This is a genomic window from Stieleria maiorica, from assembly GCF_008035925.1.
In the GTDB taxonomy this organism is placed as follows: domain Bacteria; phylum Planctomycetota; class Planctomycetia; order Pirellulales; family Pirellulaceae; genus Stieleria; species Stieleria maiorica.
The window spans coordinates 4,376,581-4,396,132 of the sequence record NZ_CP036264.1; the positions used below are offsets into that span (position 1 = coordinate 4,376,581).

At 60.4% G+C, this 19,552-nt stretch carries 14 protein-coding genes; 10 read left to right on the forward strand and 4 right to left on the reverse strand.

Features of this window, described 5'->3' with window-relative positions; all coding sequences use genetic code 11:
- Positions 1–510 precede the first annotated feature (510 nt).
- From Mal15_RS14895 to Mal15_RS14915, 5 genes are all read left to right on the forward strand, one after another.
- Positions 511–2,568 (forward strand): TolC family protein, encoded by a 2,058-nt coding sequence (locus Mal15_RS14895; RefSeq protein WP_167546829.1) that lies wholly within the window; start codon positions 511–513, stop codon positions 2,566–2,568.
- Positions 2,569–2,655: 87 nt separating this feature from the next.
- Positions 2,656–3,675, forward strand: coding sequence for an efflux RND transporter periplasmic adaptor subunit (locus Mal15_RS14900; RefSeq protein ID WP_147868503.1), 1,020 nt, complete (start codon positions 2,656–2,658; stop codon positions 3,673–3,675).
- Entirely contained in the window at positions 3,672–5,093 is a 1,422-nt protein-coding gene (locus Mal15_RS14905) for an efflux RND transporter periplasmic adaptor subunit (protein ID WP_147868504.1), read from the forward strand. The genes Mal15_RS14900 and Mal15_RS14905 overlap by 4 nt, the downstream gene beginning before the upstream one ends.
- Before the next feature lie 10 nt (positions 5,094–5,103).
- On the forward strand, positions 5,104–7,326 hold the full coding sequence (locus tag Mal15_RS14910; RefSeq protein WP_147868505.1) for a site-2 protease family protein: 2,223 nt from the start codon (positions 5,104–5,106) through the stop codon (positions 7,324–7,326).
- A 350-nt stretch (positions 7,327–7,676) separates the two neighbouring features.
- Positions 7,677–8,651 (forward strand): endonuclease/exonuclease/phosphatase family protein, encoded by a 975-nt coding sequence (locus tag Mal15_RS14915; RefSeq protein ID WP_167546830.1) that lies wholly within the window; start codon positions 7,677–7,679, stop codon positions 8,649–8,651.
- Positions 8,652–8,845: 194 nt separating this feature from the next.
- Here the strand turns inward: Mal15_RS14915 and Mal15_RS14920 are convergent, their stop codons facing one another.
- Complete coding sequence (locus Mal15_RS14920) at positions 8,846–9,970, reverse strand: glycosyltransferase family 4 protein (protein WP_147868507.1); 1,125 nt, start codon at positions 9,968–9,970, stop codon at positions 8,846–8,848.
- Between the two features lie 2 nt (positions 9,971–9,972).
- A complete protein-coding gene (locus Mal15_RS14925) occupies positions 9,973–10,902 on the reverse strand; it encodes a hypothetical protein (RefSeq protein WP_147868508.1) in 930 nt (309 codons plus the stop codon).
- A 225-nt stretch (positions 10,903–11,127) separates the two neighbouring features.
- On the opposite strand from Mal15_RS14925, the gene Mal15_RS14930 reads away from it, so the two are divergent.
- A complete protein-coding gene (locus Mal15_RS14930) occupies positions 11,128–12,636 on the forward strand; it encodes a Gfo/Idh/MocA family protein (protein ID WP_147868509.1) in 1,509 nt (502 codons plus the stop codon).
- A 127-nt stretch (positions 12,637–12,763) separates the two neighbouring features.
- Here the strand turns inward: Mal15_RS14930 and Mal15_RS14935 are convergent, their stop codons facing one another.
- A complete protein-coding gene (locus Mal15_RS14935) occupies positions 12,764–13,513 on the reverse strand; it encodes a 7-carboxy-7-deazaguanine synthase QueE (RefSeq protein ID WP_233903455.1) in 750 nt (249 codons plus the stop codon).
- Positions 13,514–13,527: 14 nt separating this feature from the next.
- On the opposite strand from Mal15_RS14935, the gene queF reads away from it, so the two are divergent.
- Complete coding sequence (gene queF, locus Mal15_RS14940) at positions 13,528–13,896, forward strand: preQ(1) synthase (protein WP_147868511.1); 369 nt, start codon at positions 13,528–13,530, stop codon at positions 13,894–13,896.
- 335 nt (positions 13,897–14,231) lie between these two features.
- Positions 14,232–15,233, forward strand: a complete 1,002-nt coding sequence (locus Mal15_RS14945) for a sugar phosphate isomerase/epimerase family protein (RefSeq protein WP_147868512.1) — start codon at positions 14,232–14,234, stop codon at positions 15,231–15,233.
- A gap of 241 nt (positions 15,234–15,474) precedes the next feature.
- Here the strand turns inward: Mal15_RS14945 and Mal15_RS14950 are convergent, their stop codons facing one another.
- A complete protein-coding gene (locus Mal15_RS14950; RefSeq protein WP_147868513.1) occupies positions 15,475–16,701 on the reverse strand; it encodes a hypothetical protein in 1,227 nt (408 codons plus the stop codon).
- 321 nt (positions 16,702–17,022) lie between these two features.
- Here Mal15_RS14950 and Mal15_RS14955 point away from each other — a divergent pair, with 321 nt between their 5' ends.
- Together Mal15_RS14955 and Mal15_RS14960 are read left to right on the forward strand one after the other, a co-directional pair.
- The gene (locus Mal15_RS14955; protein WP_147868514.1) at positions 17,023–17,511 is read left to right on the forward strand and encodes a hypothetical protein; all 489 of its coding nucleotides are present in this window, start codon (positions 17,023–17,025) and stop codon (positions 17,509–17,511) included.
- Between the two features lie 92 nt (positions 17,512–17,603).
- Positions 17,604–19,382, forward strand: coding sequence for a tetratricopeptide repeat protein (locus Mal15_RS14960; protein WP_147868515.1), 1,779 nt, complete (start codon positions 17,604–17,606; stop codon positions 19,380–19,382).
- Positions 19,383–19,552: the final 170 nt, after the last annotated feature.

The following is a 19,552-nucleotide window of genomic DNA, read 5'->3' on the forward strand; positions in this document are numbered from 1 at the left end:
GTTCAAACAGTCAGCTCGGGGCGTCGCCACCCCGATCTTGGGCTGACCCGCCATCGAGCCAACCCGGTATCGAGCCAAGTTTTGCTTCTCGCTATGCCCATTGCCCTGGCGAAACGCCACCAACCGACGCGCCGCGCGAAAAGAAATCAGGATCGCGCCGTGACGGGGAGTCGTATCGATTGTGACGGCTCCTGCCCGTTCGACGCGGTCCTGGTCAGGCCCGCTTTTGCTCCCCGCTGGGCAGTTGAGCTCGGCCGACTCCGGGGGGGCATCCTTTGCATGCAATTGGCAAGTGTTGACGATTGTTCGGCTTGTGCCCGCTTGGACTGGCGTCAGAACGCCATTTCTCGATGCCGGATCGATCCGAACGATCGTTGCGACCGATCCACCAATTTGCATGGACATGCAAGACGCATGGGTTGCGCTGCTGAGATGGACTTAAACGAGAATTTGATGCCACGGATGGGATTCGGTCCACCGACAATCGCTGTGTTCGTCATGGTGTTTACCATGACGGTAGCGCAGGGATTGTATGCCCAGCATCCGCCTGAAACGCAACGCTTGGGGATTCCCCAGCCATCCGCGTCGGCAACCATCGCCGCGACGCCCCCGGTCGGCAGCCTGCCGAAGCGATTGCCACCGGCGCCGATGGACTTGCTGGCTGCCCCTACGGTCAGCGGTGACACGGCTCCGATCCAATGGTGGACCGACCGGGTGACACAGCAAGTGCTCGATCGCGACCGTTGGGTCCGATTCGACTTGGAAACGATCCTGTTGGACACGCTCGCACACAGCCCTCGCATCTTGAGTGTCGGCTACGAGGCCAGTTCGACGTTCCAGCGGATCGTTCAACAGGACGCAGCCTTCGATTCCACCATTCTGTTGGGCGGAAACCTTGGCGCGACAAACGATCCGGTCGGCAATACCCTGACGACCGGAGGGGCGGACCGCTTGCGCGAAAAGTCGCTGAACTTCAATGGCGGCGTTCGAAAGACCACACGGACCGGCACCGAGCTGGAATTGTCCCAGGAAATCGGATTCCTGGATAGCAACAGCTCGTTCTTCGTCCCCCGCGATCAGGGCAACGCACGGTTGAGCCTGAGTTTGACCAAGCCACTGCTCTCGCGTGGAGGTCGCTACTACAACGAACGCCTGGTGACGCAGGCGAGAATCGAGAACCGGGTTGCCTGGCAGGACATGCGGGGAGCGGTCGAGCAACGCATCGCGGATGTGATCGCCGCCTACTGGAAATTGTACGAAGCGCGGGCGATGCTGACCCAGCAACGTGAATTGTTAGCGCGCAGCCGTCATATCGAGCGGCTGCTGGTCAGCCGAAAGGACTTTGATGCCGCGTTGATCGAAATCACCAAGGCGAAACAGCGGGTCGCACGCCGTGCCGACCAGGTGATCGACTTGGAGGCGGGGCTGAAGAAGCAGCAGGCCCGGCTGGCCGCTTTGGTCGGCAGCGAAGCGATGATCGGCGCCGACAGCGATTTGGAATTGATCCCGATGGCGTCGCCGATCATCGATCACACCCGCTGGACGTTACGCGATGCCGTCGCCCAGGCGCTGGAGAACCGCCCGGAAATCCGCGCCGCGACTCATGACGTCGAGCTTTCGGCATTGGAGTTGCGCGTCGCACGCGCGGAATTGGAACCACAGCTGAACTGGGTTTTCAATGGATACCTGGCGCAGCTGAACGGCGCCAGCAAGGTCGCGCGATCCTTCGGCGAACAATTTGACAACGCCCCGGGCGTCTCCACCGGTCTGGAATTCGAACTACCGCGAGGACGACGTGCGTTTCGTGCCCAGCATCGCGAAGCGCTGTTGAGGGCGCGTCAGCGTTCGCAACGTCTGCGCGAAGTGATCCAGCAGACTCAATTCGACGTCGAAACCGCGCTGATCGACCTGGAGCGATTCGAACAGCAGCTGGTCAGCAAACGCAACGTGCTGTCGACCGCGGTGACCGAAGAGAACATCCTGACGGTTCAGTGGCGAATCATCGGTGGCGACGATTCACGCGTCGGCATCAAGCTGGAAAACCTGTTGGATGCACAACAGCGGCGCACCGATGCGGAGAAGGATTTGGTCAAGGTGCAGGCAGCCTACATGATCGGATTGGTCCAGTTGCAACGGGCGATGGGGACGCTGCTGATCAACGAGGGGATTCGCCCGGCACAATCGGCCTGCAGCGGCGAGATCGATTTTCTGCGCGACAACTTTCAGCCAGAAACGATCATCCTGTCACCGGAGCAGAGGTCTGCGGCCGGGACCGACGCGGTCCAAGCGGCTCCGACGGCCGGCGGCGATGTGCGGGCGCCTTTAGACAGCGATGCGGCCGGTCAGACGGCAGCCCCCGTTCCCGCCGACGAACCGCCACGTTCCAAGGTGGCCTTGCCGCGACGCATCGGTCGACCCGCGTTGAATGCTGCGGCGGCTCCCGCAATGCAGCCCGAGGAACAAACCACACCGCCGCCGTCCGAGCGGGCGGCGAATGCTCCGCCCAGTCCTGCGTTGCCTCAGGATAGCGCATCCTGGCGAACGCCCTCGGGAGGCTGGACGCGATAACGAGGGACGTCGTCCGCACATGCCATTGCCTGTTGGTTGCCATCACCCATCCACCATTCGACTCCACGATCGAATTTCAGAACCGTCATGAAGATCACTCCATCCAAAAGCCAACCGAAGCGATCGAAAATGTCGTTGTTCGTTGCCGCGGCGTCGTTGGCGATGCTGGTCTGCGGGCTCGGCGCGGTCCCGGCGATCTTGCTCGCCCAGGATTCCGGGGCGTATTCCCGCACTTCGCGGCAAGGACCAGGCTATCAGGGCGGTTCGATTACGATCGACTATGAAGGGTTCACGATTCCCAAGTTCGACATCCTGGTCGCAGCGACCGAAATCGGACGTTTGGACGCGGTGAACGTCGAAGTCGGTGACCGGGTTTTAAAAGGTGATGTGGTTGCAAAACTGGAAGACGGATTACAAGCCGAAGCGGTGGCGACGGCTCGCTGGCGTGCCCAAATGCATGGCGAAACCGATGCGGCCAAGGCGGAAACGACGTTGATGAAGTTGCGGCTGGAACAATTGCAATCGCTCGCCGACCAGGATGTCGCTCGCCCCGACGAACTGAAACGGGCGTATGCAGACTGGGAGATCGCAAAGTCGCGCGAGCTGGGCGCGATGGAACAGGACCAACTCCGAAAACTAGAGCTTTCCCGGTACGAGCTGCAACTGCAGCGGCGCAAGGTGCTCGCGCCCATGGATGGTGTGGTTGCGGAACTGTTTCACGCCCCCGGCGAATACATCACTCCCGCCGATCCAGCCGTCATTCGGTTGGTGGTGCTGGATGAACTCTACGGCGTGTTCAATGTGCCGGTGGAAGAAATCGGGATGGTTCATTTGGGCGACAAGGTCCAGGTGTTCATGACCAGTGCGGGGAAAAGTGTGCGTGGCGAAGTCGCATCGATTGCACCGGACATTGATGGTGAAAGCGGAACGATCAAGGTCAAAGTGCTGTTGGACAACAAAGCGGGGGACCTTCGCAGCGGTGATCGCTGCCGAATGAAGCCCGCGGTGCCGCGGACGGCGCAGCATCACCATCTGCCGGCTCCCGTCACAAGACGCATCGGCCCTGGAGCGATCGCCAAACAGAGTGAGGTGTCCGGGATCCGATGAGCAGCACGCGTCCTTCGCTAACGACACCACAGGGGCGGTCGGCGGAATCCGGAAGTGGATCGGCACGTCCGGCGGGCGACGTTGCGCGCCCAGACGCCGACGCCGCGCAGTTGACTGCGACAGCGGCAGCGACAGCGGAGTCGGCAAAACCACTCGCGCTGATTCAATGCGTGGCCGAAGCGAAGGATCAAACGGCGGCGATCATCGCGATGGTCAATTTTATCGCCAAGCAATTCCCGACCAGTCGCGTTCGCTGCGGACTGGGGACGACCCAGCTGCGGCGGTTTTACGAATGTCGGTTGGGCTGGCTGGGGCCGGCCAGTGAGCTGTTTCAAAATGCGGCAGACGGTTGGAATGATGACGCGTCGTCGCTACCGACACGGCCCGACGTTCCCGCGATGGATCGAGCACAAAGCAACGCCGCACCGAGCGAGTTGTTGCGGTTGAACTTGGATGACGACGTCGGATTGGGACGCTGCGTGCTGTGGATCGATGGCGGCGAGTTGACGGCTGCGGATCGAACCTGGCTGCGTCGGGCATTGCCAAGTTTACGTGCGATCGTCTGGATGCGTGGGGGCGGAGTCACGACCCAGATGTGGCGATGGCTCTCACACAGCGGCATGATCGGGCGTATCTACATCGGGTTGGCTGCGTTGGCTGTGGTCTTGATGATGATTTGGCCGGTGTCCTACCGCGTTCGCTGCACCACGGTGGTGCGGCCGAAACATTCGCGGATCGTTTCGGCGCCGTTCGATGCGACGTTGCAGGCGGCGCATGTCCAGCCCGGCGATGCGGTCCAACGGGGTGACGTGTTGATTTCTCTGGACGGGCGGCCGTTGCGGTTGGAACTGGAGGCCATTGAAGCTCAAATCGGTCAGGTTTTGAAAGAGCGTGACGTGGCGATGGTCGGTGGCCGGGTCGCGGAATCACAACAAGCAAAATTGAAGATTCGTGAATTGAATCGGCAACGCGATCTGCTGATCAGTCGCCTGGACCGCTTGAATGTGACCAGTCCGATCGACGGCATCATCGTGTTGGGTGATCTTCATCGGTCCATCGGGGCGCCGTTGGAGACCGGGCAAGCGGTGTTGGAGATCGCACCGCTGGGTGAAATGGTGGTGGAGCTGGAGATTCCCGAATATGAAATCGGATACGTTGCCGAGGGCATGCCGGCTCGCGTTCGGTTGACCGCGAACGAAGGTGGCGCGATCGAACAACCGATCGATACGGTGTACCCCAGCGCGGAACTTCGTGACGATCAAAACGTGTTTATCGGTCACATCCATGTCGACAACCAAGACGGCACGCTTCGCCCTGGAATGCGAGGCGATGCGATCGCCTATGGCCCGGTGCGGCCGTGGCTGTGGTCGTTGATTCGTTCGGGATGGGAAAAGACGCTTTGGTGGGTCGGCTACTGAGGTGAGCGCCATGGATGATCACACCACCCACTCCAGCCCGGAAACCGATGCGGCGGATCCATTGACGGTGATCGTCCAGGTCGATCCGGCGGTGGAGTTCTCGTCACGCGGAAACCAGTCACAGACGGTCTATGTCGGAAAGGATCGCCGAACGGGCAAGTATTATCGGTTTGGCGCCCGCGAGTATCACGCCGTCAGCTTGATGGACGGACGGCGAACCCTGGGAGAGATCCATCGCCAGCTGCAACAGGATGGGTTGTCGTGGACGGAAGTCGACGTGATCGCCTTTGTCAAAGAATTGGTCCAGCACCGGTTGGCGGTCGTCCTGCCGATCGAAAAGGAGGTTTCGCGGCCGGTTGAGACGGCGGATCATGACGCAGCGAGTGCGGATGCGAGTGCGACGGCAGGTGCGAACGCGACCCAACCGTCAACCGACCGCCGGAAACGATGGGCTGGGATGGCGCTGCGTGGGTTGGGGGGACTGCTGACACAGCGATTTCCGCTGGCCGACGGCGACCGCGTCGCTGCGAAACTGTTGCCGGCGTTCGGGGGCTTGTTCAGCGCCGCCGCGATGGCGGTTTGGACGGTGTTGGTGGTGGCGGGTGTCGGTGTGGTTTGGTCCAACGCCGATGCGTTTTCCACCGAAGTGCGACGGGTGTTTGACCAACAACTGTGGTTGGTTCTGGCGCTCTTGTGGTGCGTGTTGAAGATCGTTCACGAGTGCGGACACGCGGTGTGCGCGAAACGACACGGGGTGCGCGTCGGTCGCATGGGAATCATGTTTTTCCTGTTCGCCCCCCTGGCTTATGTCGACGTGACCGATGCCTGGAAACTGGTGCGTCGGCGGGATCGCGTTCAAATCGCGCTGGCCGGCGTGTACGTGGAATTGGCGATCGGAGCCGTTGCCGCGCTGATCTGGTGGATCAGTCCCGTCGGATTTGCCAAGCACCTTGCGGCCCAAGTCTTTCTGGTCGCCGGCCCGGCGACGCTGTTGGTCAATGCGAACCCGTTATTGCGGTTGGACGGGTACTATGTATTGAGTGATCTGCTTGAGATCCCGAATCTACGCGCCCATGGTCGCAAGCGATTGGGGGCGATGATCGAATGCCTGTTGTTTCGGATCCGGATGCCGGAAAGTCCGCTGGTCGGGTGGCGTCGAGATTTTGCGGCGTTTCATGCACTCTGCTCGGTCGTCTTTCAAATCGTGTGGATGTCAGGGTTGGTGTTCGCGGTTGCAACATGGGCCAAGGGGCTGGGCATCCTGATCGCGATCATTGCCGCAACGATGTGGGGCGTGTTGCCGCTGTTGCGATGGATGGTCAAGATGTGGACGCTGGCGCCGCGAGAGGGATGGACGTTGAACTTCTATCAACGGCGGTTGATCGGCATTTGCACGTTCATTGCGCTGATCATTCAATTTGCCACCGTGCACAGTTCGCCGCTGGCTCGTCGCGTACCGGTCGTGGTGCAGTTTCAAAACGAACAGATCGCGCGGGCTCCGGTCGACGCCTTTGTCGCATCGGTGTTCGTCCAATGCGGTGACCGCGTTCAGCGGGGCACGTTGTTGATGGAACTGGAACAGCCCGAACTTGTGCTCCGACGTGACCAGTTGATCGATCAACGGGACGTCGAATCGGCCAAGGCGGTGCAACACCGCCAGCGAGGCGAGTTGGCACTTTCCAAGGTCGCACAACAGAACGCCGAAAGTTTGGATCGTCGATTGGCCGAGATCGACGAGCAGATCGACACGATGCGAATTCTGGCGACGCGTGACGGCAAGATCACGACGCCGGCGACCGACCACTTGCTGGGACGATATGTGAAACAAGGCGAAGAGTTGTTGCGTGTCTCGGATCCTCAAGAAAAGGAAATCATGGCGATCGTTGCCGAAGACAACCTGGAAGCCTATAAGAAGGCTGCCGCGGACCGACAGGTCGCTTCGGTCCGGCTGCGAGGCGGGGTGACCCTCGACGCCCCGCTGCGGGATCTCCAGCCGTCCGCCAGCCGCAGATTGCCGCACCCGGCGTTGGCTGCGACGGCCGGTGGCCCGTTGGCGGTCCAAATGTTGCAGCCGTCGGAAGACTACGAGCTGGTGCACCCACAATTGCGGTCCGTTCTGCCGCTCAACCCGCTGACCAGCCTGTCGGTGCAGGCGGGGCAGATCGGACGTTTGACAATCCCGGATGATCGTAGCCTCGTGTCGCGACTCTGGGATCACCTGCAGTCTCGGTAAGCGCTGGTCCAACGTAGCTACCTTCGCCAGAACGTGGTTCACAAGTGTTGGATACTAGCCCGCAGCGCTGGCAAGGGCTGATGCAGGCCCACTCGCTTGCGCTTCGCGCCAGTAATCAACAGACCGCTAGCGGACGTGGCGACAACCTGTGAAATCGGGTCTCAGCGACGCGAACAACGCCTTTGACGTGTGGATCGATAAATGGACCGGTAACCGAAAAGATGCGAAACACCGCTCGGGCAAGTTATTTTTTTGTCCTCGAACCCGAATCCGCCGGCAGTCAAGACGCTGATCCACCACCCGGTACAGCTGGAGGCAATCCTGGCCGCAAGATAGCGACGCCCCCCGAGATGCCCGGTCTGATCGATTGGATCGGGAAGCTGGCGAGGTTCCTCGCACGAATCGGTGTGATCGCAGTGTTGCTCGGTACATCGGCGACCCTGCCGGCACGCTGGTTTTGGTTTTCGGATCTGTTGGCGAGCCTGCGGATCCAGCAATTGATCGCTGCGGGGATCACGGTGCTGTTCTGCTTGTTGGTCAAACAGTTCCGATTGGCCTTGATCGGATCGATCTGTATTTCGGTGCACTTGGTGCCCATGATGCCGGAACTGGTTCCGGCCGCGGTCTCCGGTCCAGCGGGAAACGCACCGCTCCGGTTGATGACGATGAACGTGTTGACACGTAACCAGGATTATCAGCGCGTGGTCGATGAAATCCGGCAAGTCGATCCGGATCTGGTCGCCGTTCTGGAGTTGAGCAGCGGGTTGAACGGCTATCTTTCAAACGGACTGGCAGACGTGTATCCGCACGCCGTTTCGAGCCCAGAAGACACGGGGAATTTCGGAATCGGTGTGTTTAGCAAGCGTCCATTCGACGAAGCTCGGATGTTTCAGTTGAACGAAAACATCACGTCAATCGAAGTGGTCTGTGATGGGAATCTGATCGTGGCGACCCATCCCTTGCCGCCGATGGGCAGCCGTGGGTTTCGCTCCCGCAATGAACACCTGACTCTGCTCGCAGAACGAATGGTTCGACACCGACACGATTTTCCAGAGCGATCCGTTGCGGTGTTGGGGGATTTTAATGTGACTCCTTGGTCGCCGCATTTCAGACGGTTCCAACGCGAATCAGGGCTAATCCGTGCCAAGTTGGGGATTGCTGTGATGCCGACGTGGTATGCGCGCGATTCCAGTTTTCCGTTCGGACTGGTGCTGGATCACATCTTCATCAGCGATTCGCTTCGGTGTGTCGACTACCGTGTCGGGCGGGACGTCGGTTCGGATCACCGCAGCGTCAGCGTCGCGTTGACGCACACGAAGTCTTGACGTGGGGACGATCCCTACCCTCCCTACCCTGAAAGAGGTCGTGCGGCAGTCTGGGGGCGATCACCATCATTCTGCCCCGAATCATTCTGCCATCCCTGTGCGAATACTCGCCTGGACAGCACGTCTTGGCCGGGTGGGAGCGGTAGGAAGATTTTTGGGGTAGGAAAATTTGCTGCACCGAGTGGATGGTGCATTTATGGTCGTCGTTGCACCACATCGCGTAACGTTTGTTCGTATCGATCGACCATGTTCTCCCAGCCGAATTGATTAACGATTTCGATGCCTGCCTGGCCGAGGGATTCGCGTCGGGCGGCGTCTTGGATCAATCGTGTGATCCCGTCGCTGAGTCCTTTGACGGACGACTGGACCAACCAGCCGTTGCGTCCGTGGTCGATGATTACGCGTGGGCCGCTTTCACAATCGACGCTCAACGAAGGAACGCCCAGCGACATCGCTTCCAATAAAGCCGACGGGAATCCTTCGTATCGACTGGGCAAACAGAACATGGTTGCACGGGAGAGTGGTTCGTCGAGCGGGCGGACCCAGCCCGGTAATTCAAAGCGATCGGCAATTCCCAGCCGCTTCGCTTGGGCGATCAATGCATCGCGCATCGTCCCATCGCCATAGATCACCAGCCGCCAATCCGAATCGTCGCCCGTTGCCCGCGCGAACGCTTCCAACAACCGATCAAATCCCTTTTCTGCTTCCAACCGGCCGACACCGGCGATCAGCTTTTCGGCGCACGCTTGATCGCGATCCGAGGTCCGCTGCGGCCGGTTAACCGCGGACGGGATCACCACGACGGATTTCGCAAACGGCCGCAGATAGTCGGCCGAGGTTTCGGTCAACGCCACGACGGACGCGGCGCGGCGGTAGACGTGTTTTCGGACGGTATTCCACAACGGTCCCAGTGATTGTCGCCCCGGATCGCTGCGCTCGCAGACCACCACCGGACGACTCGATGTGCCGGTCGCCAACAAGACATCGATGTTGGTGCGATCACAAAATGACAGGATCACATCAGGCGAGATTTGATCCGCCGCGTCGCGAATCGCCCGCAGTCGCGCGCGGACTTGACGAACTTTCGCCGACCAACCTTGGGCATCGGACGTAAGGTCAAGCGGAACGCGGGCGACGCCGGAGTCAACTGCGTGTCGGTCGGACTGTGCATCGTCAAGTGTAACCAACGTGACAGCGTGACCACGCAGCGCCAGCCGTGACGCCAGACCGGCCATCACGCGTTCGGCGCCACCGCCGTTCAACGAGTGTATGAAACAGGCGATCGAAAGTCGCTTCGCTCCCACCTCATCACGCGACATGCCTAAAGGTCTTCGACTTCCCCGCTGGGTGCGGGCAAGATTTCTTGCTGAATCGGCGGGGGGATCGGAAGCTTTGGATCGGCTTCGGCTGCCGCAGCGGGTTTTTCAGGAGAAGATCCCGCAGGCGGATCTTGGGCAGCTTGAGGCGAGTCATTGGCGTCTTCGATCCAGGCGCCCAGCAGTTGGAACGTTTGACGGAAGCCGTCGATCCGTGTCATCACCACCAGATCGGGATTCATCGTCACGCCTTGGAATCGCGTGTACAACTCTTGGATCGAAGGTGAAAGCTGTCCCGAATCGGCAGCGGCCACGATGCGATCGGGTTGCAGGTATTCCAACCACACGTCGCCGTCGTCGGGGCGTCGTGCCAACGCTTGGTAGAGACGCTTGGCAGCATCGCGAAGTGCCGGAAGCGAAAAATCGACCGGTGGCGTCAGATCGGGGATTCCTCCACCGCTGCCGGATCGGTACAGCCCTTCGGATCGGTAGCTCTCGTAGCGACCCATGGTGTCATCGGCGGGAGTCATGCCGCGATAGGGCGGCACGGTCGACAGCGGCGCCGAGTAACCGAATTCGTATGAAGAACCGTATCGCGGTCGATACGCTTCATAGCGGTAGTGATAATCCAAGTAAGGTGATGCAACGACGGGGCCGGTGCCCAGATTCAGCGAGAAAAATGGAGTCTGCACGCGCACGCTGCTGGGCGGACCGACGAGGACCGGTGCGGTCGACCATGCACCGCGATAGTACGGCCCCGCCAACGGAGGCGCAACGATGACGGGGCCGCGGAATCCGCGATAGCCCCGATAAAACTGCGCACCGGCACGGTCGTTGACCGTCAAAACGGACAGCAAGGCCGCGACGGCCAGGATCACCGGTCGCAGAGGAAACGGCAGAACGGCAGTCGGTGTTCGTTGGGTGATGTCAATCATCTCGGGAGAATCCCAGTCGAGAAAGGGTTCACGGCGTGATCGGCAGACAGCATCGCCGGCATTTCGGCTGCACTCGCAGCGTGCCGTCGCCGATCTATCCAGTCTACCTCCGAATTTGTGCCTCTAAACCCACATAAGCACCCTCGGATGCTGTTAATATGGCGTCCGGCCGCTTCTGCGTCCGTGCCCGCCCCCGCCCCCCCCACCTGAGAGCGAGAAGACCAAATGGCCAAGACCGATTCGAATCCCACCCAGAATTCCCGCCGCAGCTTTCTGAAACAGACCGGTTCGGCCGTGGCTGGCGGCAGTTTCCTAGCCGGCAGCAGTTTTCTGATCACCGGAACCAAAGCGAGCGGGGCGATCGACGGCGCCAACGACCGCGTCCGGATTGCCGTCGCGGGACTCAATGGCCGCGGGCAAGCCCACATCGCCGGTTGGGCCAAAGCACCCAATGTCGAACTGGCCTACGTCGCCGATCCGGCGGGCAAGGTGCTTGCCAAACGGATGGACAGTTTGGCCAGCCGGGCCGAGGGAAAACTGACCACACGTGGAATCGGCGATATCCGCCAGGCGCTCGATGATCCCACGGTCGATGCGATTTCGATCGCGACGCCCAACCACTGGCACTCGCTGATGACGATCTGGGGTGCCCAGGCCGGAAAACACGTGTACGTGGAAAAACCGATGAGCCACGACATCGCCGAAGGACGCGTCGTCGTCGAGGCTCAGAAGAAGTACGGCGTGGTGATCCAACACGGCACGCAACGACGAAGTAACGCCGGCGTCGCGGGGCTGCACGAAGCGTTGAAATCCGGAAAGCTGCCGCGGCTGAAAATCGCCTACGGCTACTGCTGCAAACCACGCAACGGAATCGGTCACGAACCGATCAGCGATCCGCCGGCCGACCTGAACTGGGAACACTGGAAAGGCCCCGCGGTGATTGACCAGTATCACGCCAACTATGTGCCCTACGATTGGCACTGGTTCTGGGAGACCGGCAACGGCGACTTGAACAACCAAGGGACGCACCAGTTGGACGTCGCACGCTGGGCCATCGACGACGACCAGACGCACCCCACGCGCACGATGGCCATCGGCAGCCGATTCCAGTGGGACGACCAGGGCGTCACGCCGAACACGATGTTCGCGATGGCGGAGTACCCCAACGGGCAGATGGTGTTCTTCAACGTTCGCAACGTCAATTACGAAGGTTACGAGCGTCAAGTCTTCAACGAGTACTACCTGGAGGACGGAAGCATCATCACCGGCGAAGGCAATTACAAGATCCTGCGACCGGGGGCTTCCAAGGCAGAGCCGTTGAAGTTGGACCAGGGACACGTGACGCCGGGCGGAAACTGGAACGCGTTCATCGCCGCCGTGCGTGCCGGTGATCCATCCATGGCCAACGGAAACGTGATGGACGCCCACTACGGATGCGTCCTCGGCCACATCATGAACAACTCCTACCGTTTGGGCACGGAAGTCCCGTTCAGCGAAACGGCCAGCGATTTCGGCGGCAACGAAGATGCGATCGAGCACTTCGGACGATTGCACAACGTGATGTCCGAGGGGGTCGGGATTTCCGGCAGCGACGCGAAATACCAGCTCGGCCCGATGTTGACCTTCAACGCCGACACGGAACGATTCGAAGGCGAGCGTGCCGACGAAGCCAATGGGTTGGTCAAAGACGCCAACAATCCGGGTTACGAAGTGCCGTCGGTCGACGCGGTTTAAGACGATCGCGGCACGCGTTTGAGATCTACCTTGACGTAGCTACGCTCGCCAGAGCGTGATGCAGTCGTGCGGACCACCTTCTGGCGAAGGTAGCGACGTTTCGGCGACGATCAATGAAAATCTCGCCTCAAGTCCCGCGGCGATTTCCGAACCAGCGGATTTGCATGCGGTCGCAATACTGATAACCGGCCGCCTCGGTGAGCGGACGCAGCCACTCGATCGCCGCGTCCATCTGTGCGTTGGTCACCCCTTGCGGCATGAGGAAGACGTCATCGTTGGTGACGCCCAGTGAGTCGACGACCTGTCGGATTTCATCAAATTGTGATCGATCGCCGACGACAAATTTGACCTGATGTGCCAGCGCGGCGTCGATCAGGGTGCGCATCGTCTCGATCGGCATCCTCCGCTGCTCGTGAAGCCCACTCCAGCGCGGGTGCTGCCCCGGATCCGGCGTGCTGTCGGCCAGTTTGGGGCTCAGCGAAAGCAGGTCGCAGGGGATCGGTTTGTCGATCGTCCCGGCGGTTTCGATCGTCAAATGAAATCCGGAATCCATCAGCGATCGAGAAAGTTCGGTGACCGCCGGTGACAGCAGGGGTTCGCCTCCGGTCAACACGACGTGCTCCACTCCGCTTTGCCGAGCGGCGTCGAGCAGCGATTCGATCGTCTGGCGGTCTCCCGAGGGGTTCCAAGACGCATAGGGCGTGTCGCAGAACCAGCAACGCAGATTGCAGCCGCTGGTGCGAATGAAAAAACTGTCCGTCCCCGTTAACCGGCCTTCGCCCTGACGGCTGGTGAAGGTTTCACTGACCAGCAGTTGGGCGTGGTCCGGTCCCCTGGTGGATTCGGCCGTTGCGTGCGAAAATTGTGGTTTACCCAAGGGAGAAATTAGCGTTGAGTGAATCAGAGAAATTTAGCGACATCTTGGAGGTGTTTGAAAACCCCAATACGTCGCGAGACTTTAAGATCGTGCACCATTGCCCGGAATTCACGTCGGTGTGTCCCAAAACCGGCCAGCCGGATTACGGGAAAATCATTTTCACCTACGTTCCGGACAAATTGTGCGTGGAACTGAAGAGTTTGAAAATGTACCTGCAGCGATTTCGCAACGAAGGCATGTTTTACGAAGCCGTGACGAACCGCATCATGGATGACTTCTTGGCGGTTGTACAGCCAAAAAGTGCGACCGTAGAGAGCCAGTGGACGCCCCGCGGGGGCTTGCACAGCACTATCATTGTCGAGTATCCGACGCCCCAGGCGTAGCCTGGTCAATGGCCTGTTGATTCAATCAGCCGTATAACGCGAGCCCAAAGCCTTTCGATCGCAAACTGAGCCGCCGGCGCTAGCCTCGGGCCTACTGTCGATCACAAACTGAGCCGCCGGCGCTAGCCTCAGGCCTACTGTCGATCACAAACTGAGCCGCCGGCGCTAGCCTCGGGCCTTTACAAGTCTCGAAGGGAAATCCAAGGCCCGCGGCTAGCGCCGTCGGCTCATAGAGTAGATGGCATTAGGCTCGCGCCAGACGCCTGATCCCATCTGCACTCCGATGAAATCGAGCGACCAACACAACATTCCCCCAACCCCAGGTTTTTGATTTGATGACTGATTCCACCCCCGTCCTTCTGAGTGGTTTTGCGGACGAAGCCGCCAACGAAAAACTTGCGGTCCAGCAGTATTCCGCGTTTGCCGCCCTGGGGTTGCGATACTATTCGATCCGTTTCGTTGATGCCGGCGAAGGCATCAAGAACGTGATGGCACTGAGCGATGCCGAGATCAACCATCTGGTCAAGATGCAATCCGATTACGGGTTGAAGGTCAGCAGCATCGGGTCGCCGATCGGCAAGGTAAAACTGTTGGATGTCGACGACGGTACGGCAAACAAGTACATCCCGTTTGAAAAGTACCTGGCCGAAGACGTCCAAACGGCCTGCGATCGCGCCGAAGCCTTCGGTGCAAAATTGATTCGCGGTTTCGCATTTTATCATCCCAAAGGCACGGCGCCGGAGGACCATGTCGATCAGGTTGCCGACCAACTGGGACAGATCGCCGAGGCGTGCGACAAACGCGGGCTGACGTTCGGTTTGGAGGTCGAGGCCAATTTGGTCGGCCAGACGGGAACGTTGCTGCAAGCCATCGCTGCCAAGGTCAATCATCCGGCGATGCTGACCATTTTTGACGGTGCCAACATCGTCACGCAAGGATTCTCTGCCGATGAAACCTATGCCCAGTACCTGGCGATGAAGGACAGCATGGGCTGGATGCACATCAAGGATTATCACGATCCGTCGCCCTCGGGCCGAATCGAACACGTCGACGAGGCCAGCTTGGACAACTTCGTTCCCGCCGACCGCGGAGACAGCGGACATGAAGCGATCTTCCGCGATCTGAAGGAATTCTTACCCGAGCTTCACCAACGGGCGCTCAAACGCGGAGCCGACGGCGTCTTCCTGGACCTGGAACCGCACGTCAAGGGCGGCGGCCAGTTCGGTGGGTTCAGCGGTCCGGACGGATTCGGAGTCGCCTTGCGGGGACTTTGCCGCGTGCTCGATTACGTTGACATCCCCTACCAGCTCCGCGGCTTCGCCGACATCAAGGGCTAGTCGCGGTCATCCGCCAGTAGGCAGCGTCCAGCTTTAGGCAGGTACGATGGCCCTTCCGGGCCGTCGTCGGTGGGCCGTTGCGCGGCAACCCTGCTGGACGATACCTCTTCAAGCGGATTTGATTGGAAGACGAGGGCGCAGCGCCAGCGGCTGTTGATTGACGAGCCCGCGGCGCCAGCAAGGAGGCTGCTCACTCGCATGCAATTCGGGCTGGTATCGATTGAAGGTGGCGCTGCGTCCTTCATTCCGGCTGGCGAATCGGATTCCAGTCGCGGTTGGCCCCGGAGCCCGGCAAGGTTGCCACACGTGGTGCAGCGGATTGCGTCTGGGAGGAACTGTTGCGATGGCCCGATCCGATGTAGGGATTGGAACGGACCGGGGGCGTCGCGAACGGTTGCGGCGGGTCCTGCGGGATCGGCCGCAGCTGCACGGGAATGTCAACCGCCGCGTCGCTGGCATCGCGCGGCGACACTTCAACGGTGCCCAAGTCGTCGATGCCGCGGAAATGTGCTGCGGGTGGTAGCCGCTGCTCATAGGCGGGGTCGTTCAATAGATCCGGCTCGCCAGATTGTTCGCTTGCCGCTTCGGTATTTAGTGTCGGGGGGGACAAGTCCAGCAACGTCGTCTCATCGCTCGGCGAGGCGACGACCTCGGGTTGGAAAGTGCGTTGCGGGGCCTTAGGACCAGGCGCCGCGCTCGCGGCTGGGCTGTCAACCTGAAGTTGCCGGTCGGCGGCTTCAGCTGGATCGGTTAACGGGTCGGGCCCAGCCATCCAATCTGGCGGCAGTGCCATCGATTCATCCGACTCGTTTGACAGAGTTACCGCAGGGCCGGGTTGGATTTGTTGGATGTTCGACAACGGGGCATCGGCGACCGCTGAAGATGGTTCCGGCGGCGCGTTCGGCGGCGAATTCGTCTCTGGGCCAGCGAGTGCGTTTGGCGCGTCAACGATCTCGTCCGCGTAATCACAGCCGGAAACATCGCAGGCCGCATCGTCGCAGGTTGTACGAGTGCGGTTGGGGGAATGGCAGGGGGCGACGCCTGCGGAGTAGACCGCCGGTCCGGACACCGGTGGCAGCTTCGGCAGACCGGTCAGCAGGTGCGGGAGTCCGTGACGGACTTGGGGCAACGCGGTGCCGGCGGGATAAATCTGTCCGCATCCGTCGGCGCATCTCTTGTGGCCGAATTGGTCGGGGAATCCGTGCGGCGGCAAATCCGCACCGGGCCGGCAACCTCCGTCGCGGCAGACGTGGTATCCGTCTCCCCAGCCGACGCCCAGCAAACGGCCGACGCGCTGCAGCGTCGCCGGGTGGTCGGCCCGGGCGTCGGGGATCGAGTGGATTCCGGCGGCCGACGTCAATGCCGCCAGGGCGAGCGTTGCAGAGGTTGCCAGACGTTTGGTCGTGCTCCGACGTCCTCGGGGGATCGCACGCGGCTGTGGTCGCTTTTGTTGTGATTTGCCTGGCATGTTCCGACTCGTCATCCGTGACAGGGCCAATTAATTCAGGATCGCATTGTTACCAGGATTAATCGGCATATCCGATGCGATTCCTGGTCGCCGAGCGTGCCGGGGGGGCCAAAACGCGCTGGTGCCGATCGGTCTGATCGGGTTGTGTTGGCTGCGTAGAGTTTTCTGGCCGAGGCGATGTCGCTGTCGTTTTTCCCTCGGACCCAATCACCCATGTTTCCCCGTCACGGCGGCCAATTCGAGCTAGCGTTGAAAAGTTTGTTCCCAGAACTCAAGCATTCCAACGTCAGCAGCCGCCTTCGGCGGGCCGGAAATCCAACCATGTCGCAACGCAACCGATTTCTGATCGATCCCAAGGTTCAATGGTCCATCATCCGCCGCATGTCGATGCATTGGTCATTGACGATTTTGGCCCTGTTGGCGATCGGGATCGGTGTGCAGATGATTTACGCTCCGGGAAACCAGACCTTCAGTCAGGCGATCTCGCGGTCGTTCGGCGCCCAAGCGCCGTTGTTGTGCATCATGCTGATGCTGTACCCGGTGTACGTTTGGGACATTGTGAAATTGACCCATCGCTTTGCCGGTCCGATGCTGCGTTTGCGCGGCATTTTGAACGAGCTGGCCGACGGCGGTCGGGCGATGAAGTTGCGGTTCCGCCCCAACGACTTCTGGCAGGAAACGGCGACCGACTTCAATCGGTTTTATGAAGAACACCTCCGACTGAAAAGCCGCTGCGAGGAATTGGAAAACGAGCTCAAGGCGTTGACCGAAGCCGGGAAAAAGCTCGAGTCGGCCAAATTGTCGACCTGATCGGCCGATTCTTTCCAAGCTCATCTACGCATCGATTGGCCGGCACGGCATAATGAAAGGGTCTTACCTAAACCCCGCACGAGCCTACGCCGATGTTTCGATCGTCTTCCAAGCACTTTCCGCTGCTCGCCCTGCTGTGCCTGAGCGTCTCGCTCTTGCTCGCCCCCGCCCCCGCATTCGCTCAGGAAACGCCTGCGGATCCGCCGCCGGTCGGTGAAGAGAACGCGGCGTCCGATTCGGCTGACGAGACGGCCGCAGAAACGACCGCCGGAGTCGATGCCGGACAGGACGAATTGGACGAGGCGGCCATCCTGCGATTTGACGCCAAGAGCCCCCGCGAATTGGAGGCCGTCGAACGGCTGTTGCAAACCGCCATCAAGAAGGGTCTCTCTGGCGAAAATGCCTCGTTCGCAAAAAAAATGCTGGGGTCGGTGCTCCTCCAAAAGAGCCAGCAGCTGATCGCGGCGATGGGGCAAACCGCGGGAAATCGGAACCGTGCGATGCAGCTGCGCGACGAGGCGTTGCAGACATTGGATGAGGCGATCAAGAACGACCCCGAACTGGTCGAAGCCTATTTGTTGGTCGCCCGATTGAACATGTTGCCCGGTGGGGACAAGGACGCGATCACCGAAGCGACTTCCAACGCCATCGACCTGCTGGCCGACAATCCGGTCGAACGGAGCGCGGCGTACGTGTTGCGGGCATTGACCTGGGGCCCGGGAAACGAAGACAAACGGTTGGAAGACCTGAATTCCGCCTTGAAGGACGACCCCAAGAACCGCGAGGCGTTGCAGGCCCGTGCGGCGATTCGGTTGCAGAACCAAGACGTCGCCGGCGCGATCGAAGACATGGAGCGAGTCTTGGCCGAAGACCCGACCAATTTGCAAGTCGCTCAAACCGTCGTGCAAAAACTGGCCGACCTCGACCGAATCGACGATGCCCTGAAATTGCTCAGCAAAGCGCTCGAAGCCAAACCCAGCGAAGGACTGTACCGCATGCGGGCGATCCTGTACCGCATGCAGCTGAAAGAGGAGGACGCGCTGGCGGATCTGAACAAAGCGCTCGCGATGCAGCCCCAGGATCCGATCTCATTGTTGCAACGGGCTGAGATTTCGGTGGGGCGCAAGAATCTGCAAGCCGCCAAAGATGACCTGCGGGCCGCCGAACGCATCGCCCCAGGAGTCGCTGCGGCCGAACAGGCGATCTTTGTCCGCTGTTTGATCGCGATCGAAGAAGGTCGGATGGCCGACGCGATCAACGAAATGAAAACGTTGATCGATCGCGACCCGACCAACGACGGCCGCAAATTGCAACTCGCCAACTTGTACCTGCAAGACGATCGCCCACGCCAGGCGATCGAAGTGCTGTCTTCGATCTTAGACCGCGATCCGACCAACGTTTCGGTCCTGCGTTCGCGGGCCGACGCCTACCTGTCCGTCGGTGATCACGACAAAGCGATCGACGACTACGAACGCGCCATCAAGGTCGCCGACGACGATTCGACCAACTTTGACCTGTCGGGTATTCTGAACAACTTGGCCTGGGTCCTGGCCACCAGCCCCCAAGACAATGTCCGCGATGGTGCCCGTTCGGTTGAACTGGGAGAACGTGCCGTTGAACTGACTGATGGCAAAGAACCCCACATCCTGAGCACGCTCGCCGCCGGATACGCCGAACTGGGCGACTTCGAAAAAGCGATCCAGTGGAGCAGCAAGGCGGTCGAAGTCGGCAAGGAACAGGAGCACGAACAGCTGGAACAGCTTGAGCAAGAGCTGGAGCAGTACCGCGCGGGTAAACCGTGGCGCGAGAAGCAGGAGACCGAAGAAAACGCCGTGCCGATCCTGTCGCCGGAAGATCTGATCGACACCTGAGACGCTGCTCGTTCGGAAAGGCGACGTTGGTGTCTGGGCTTGTGCCCAATGCCACTTGATTTATGAGCCGACGGCGCTAGCCGCGGGCCTTGGATGGCCATTCGTGACTCGAAGGCCCGAGGCTAGCGCCTACGGCTGAGTTTGTGATCGAACGTTGCACAGGCACAGCC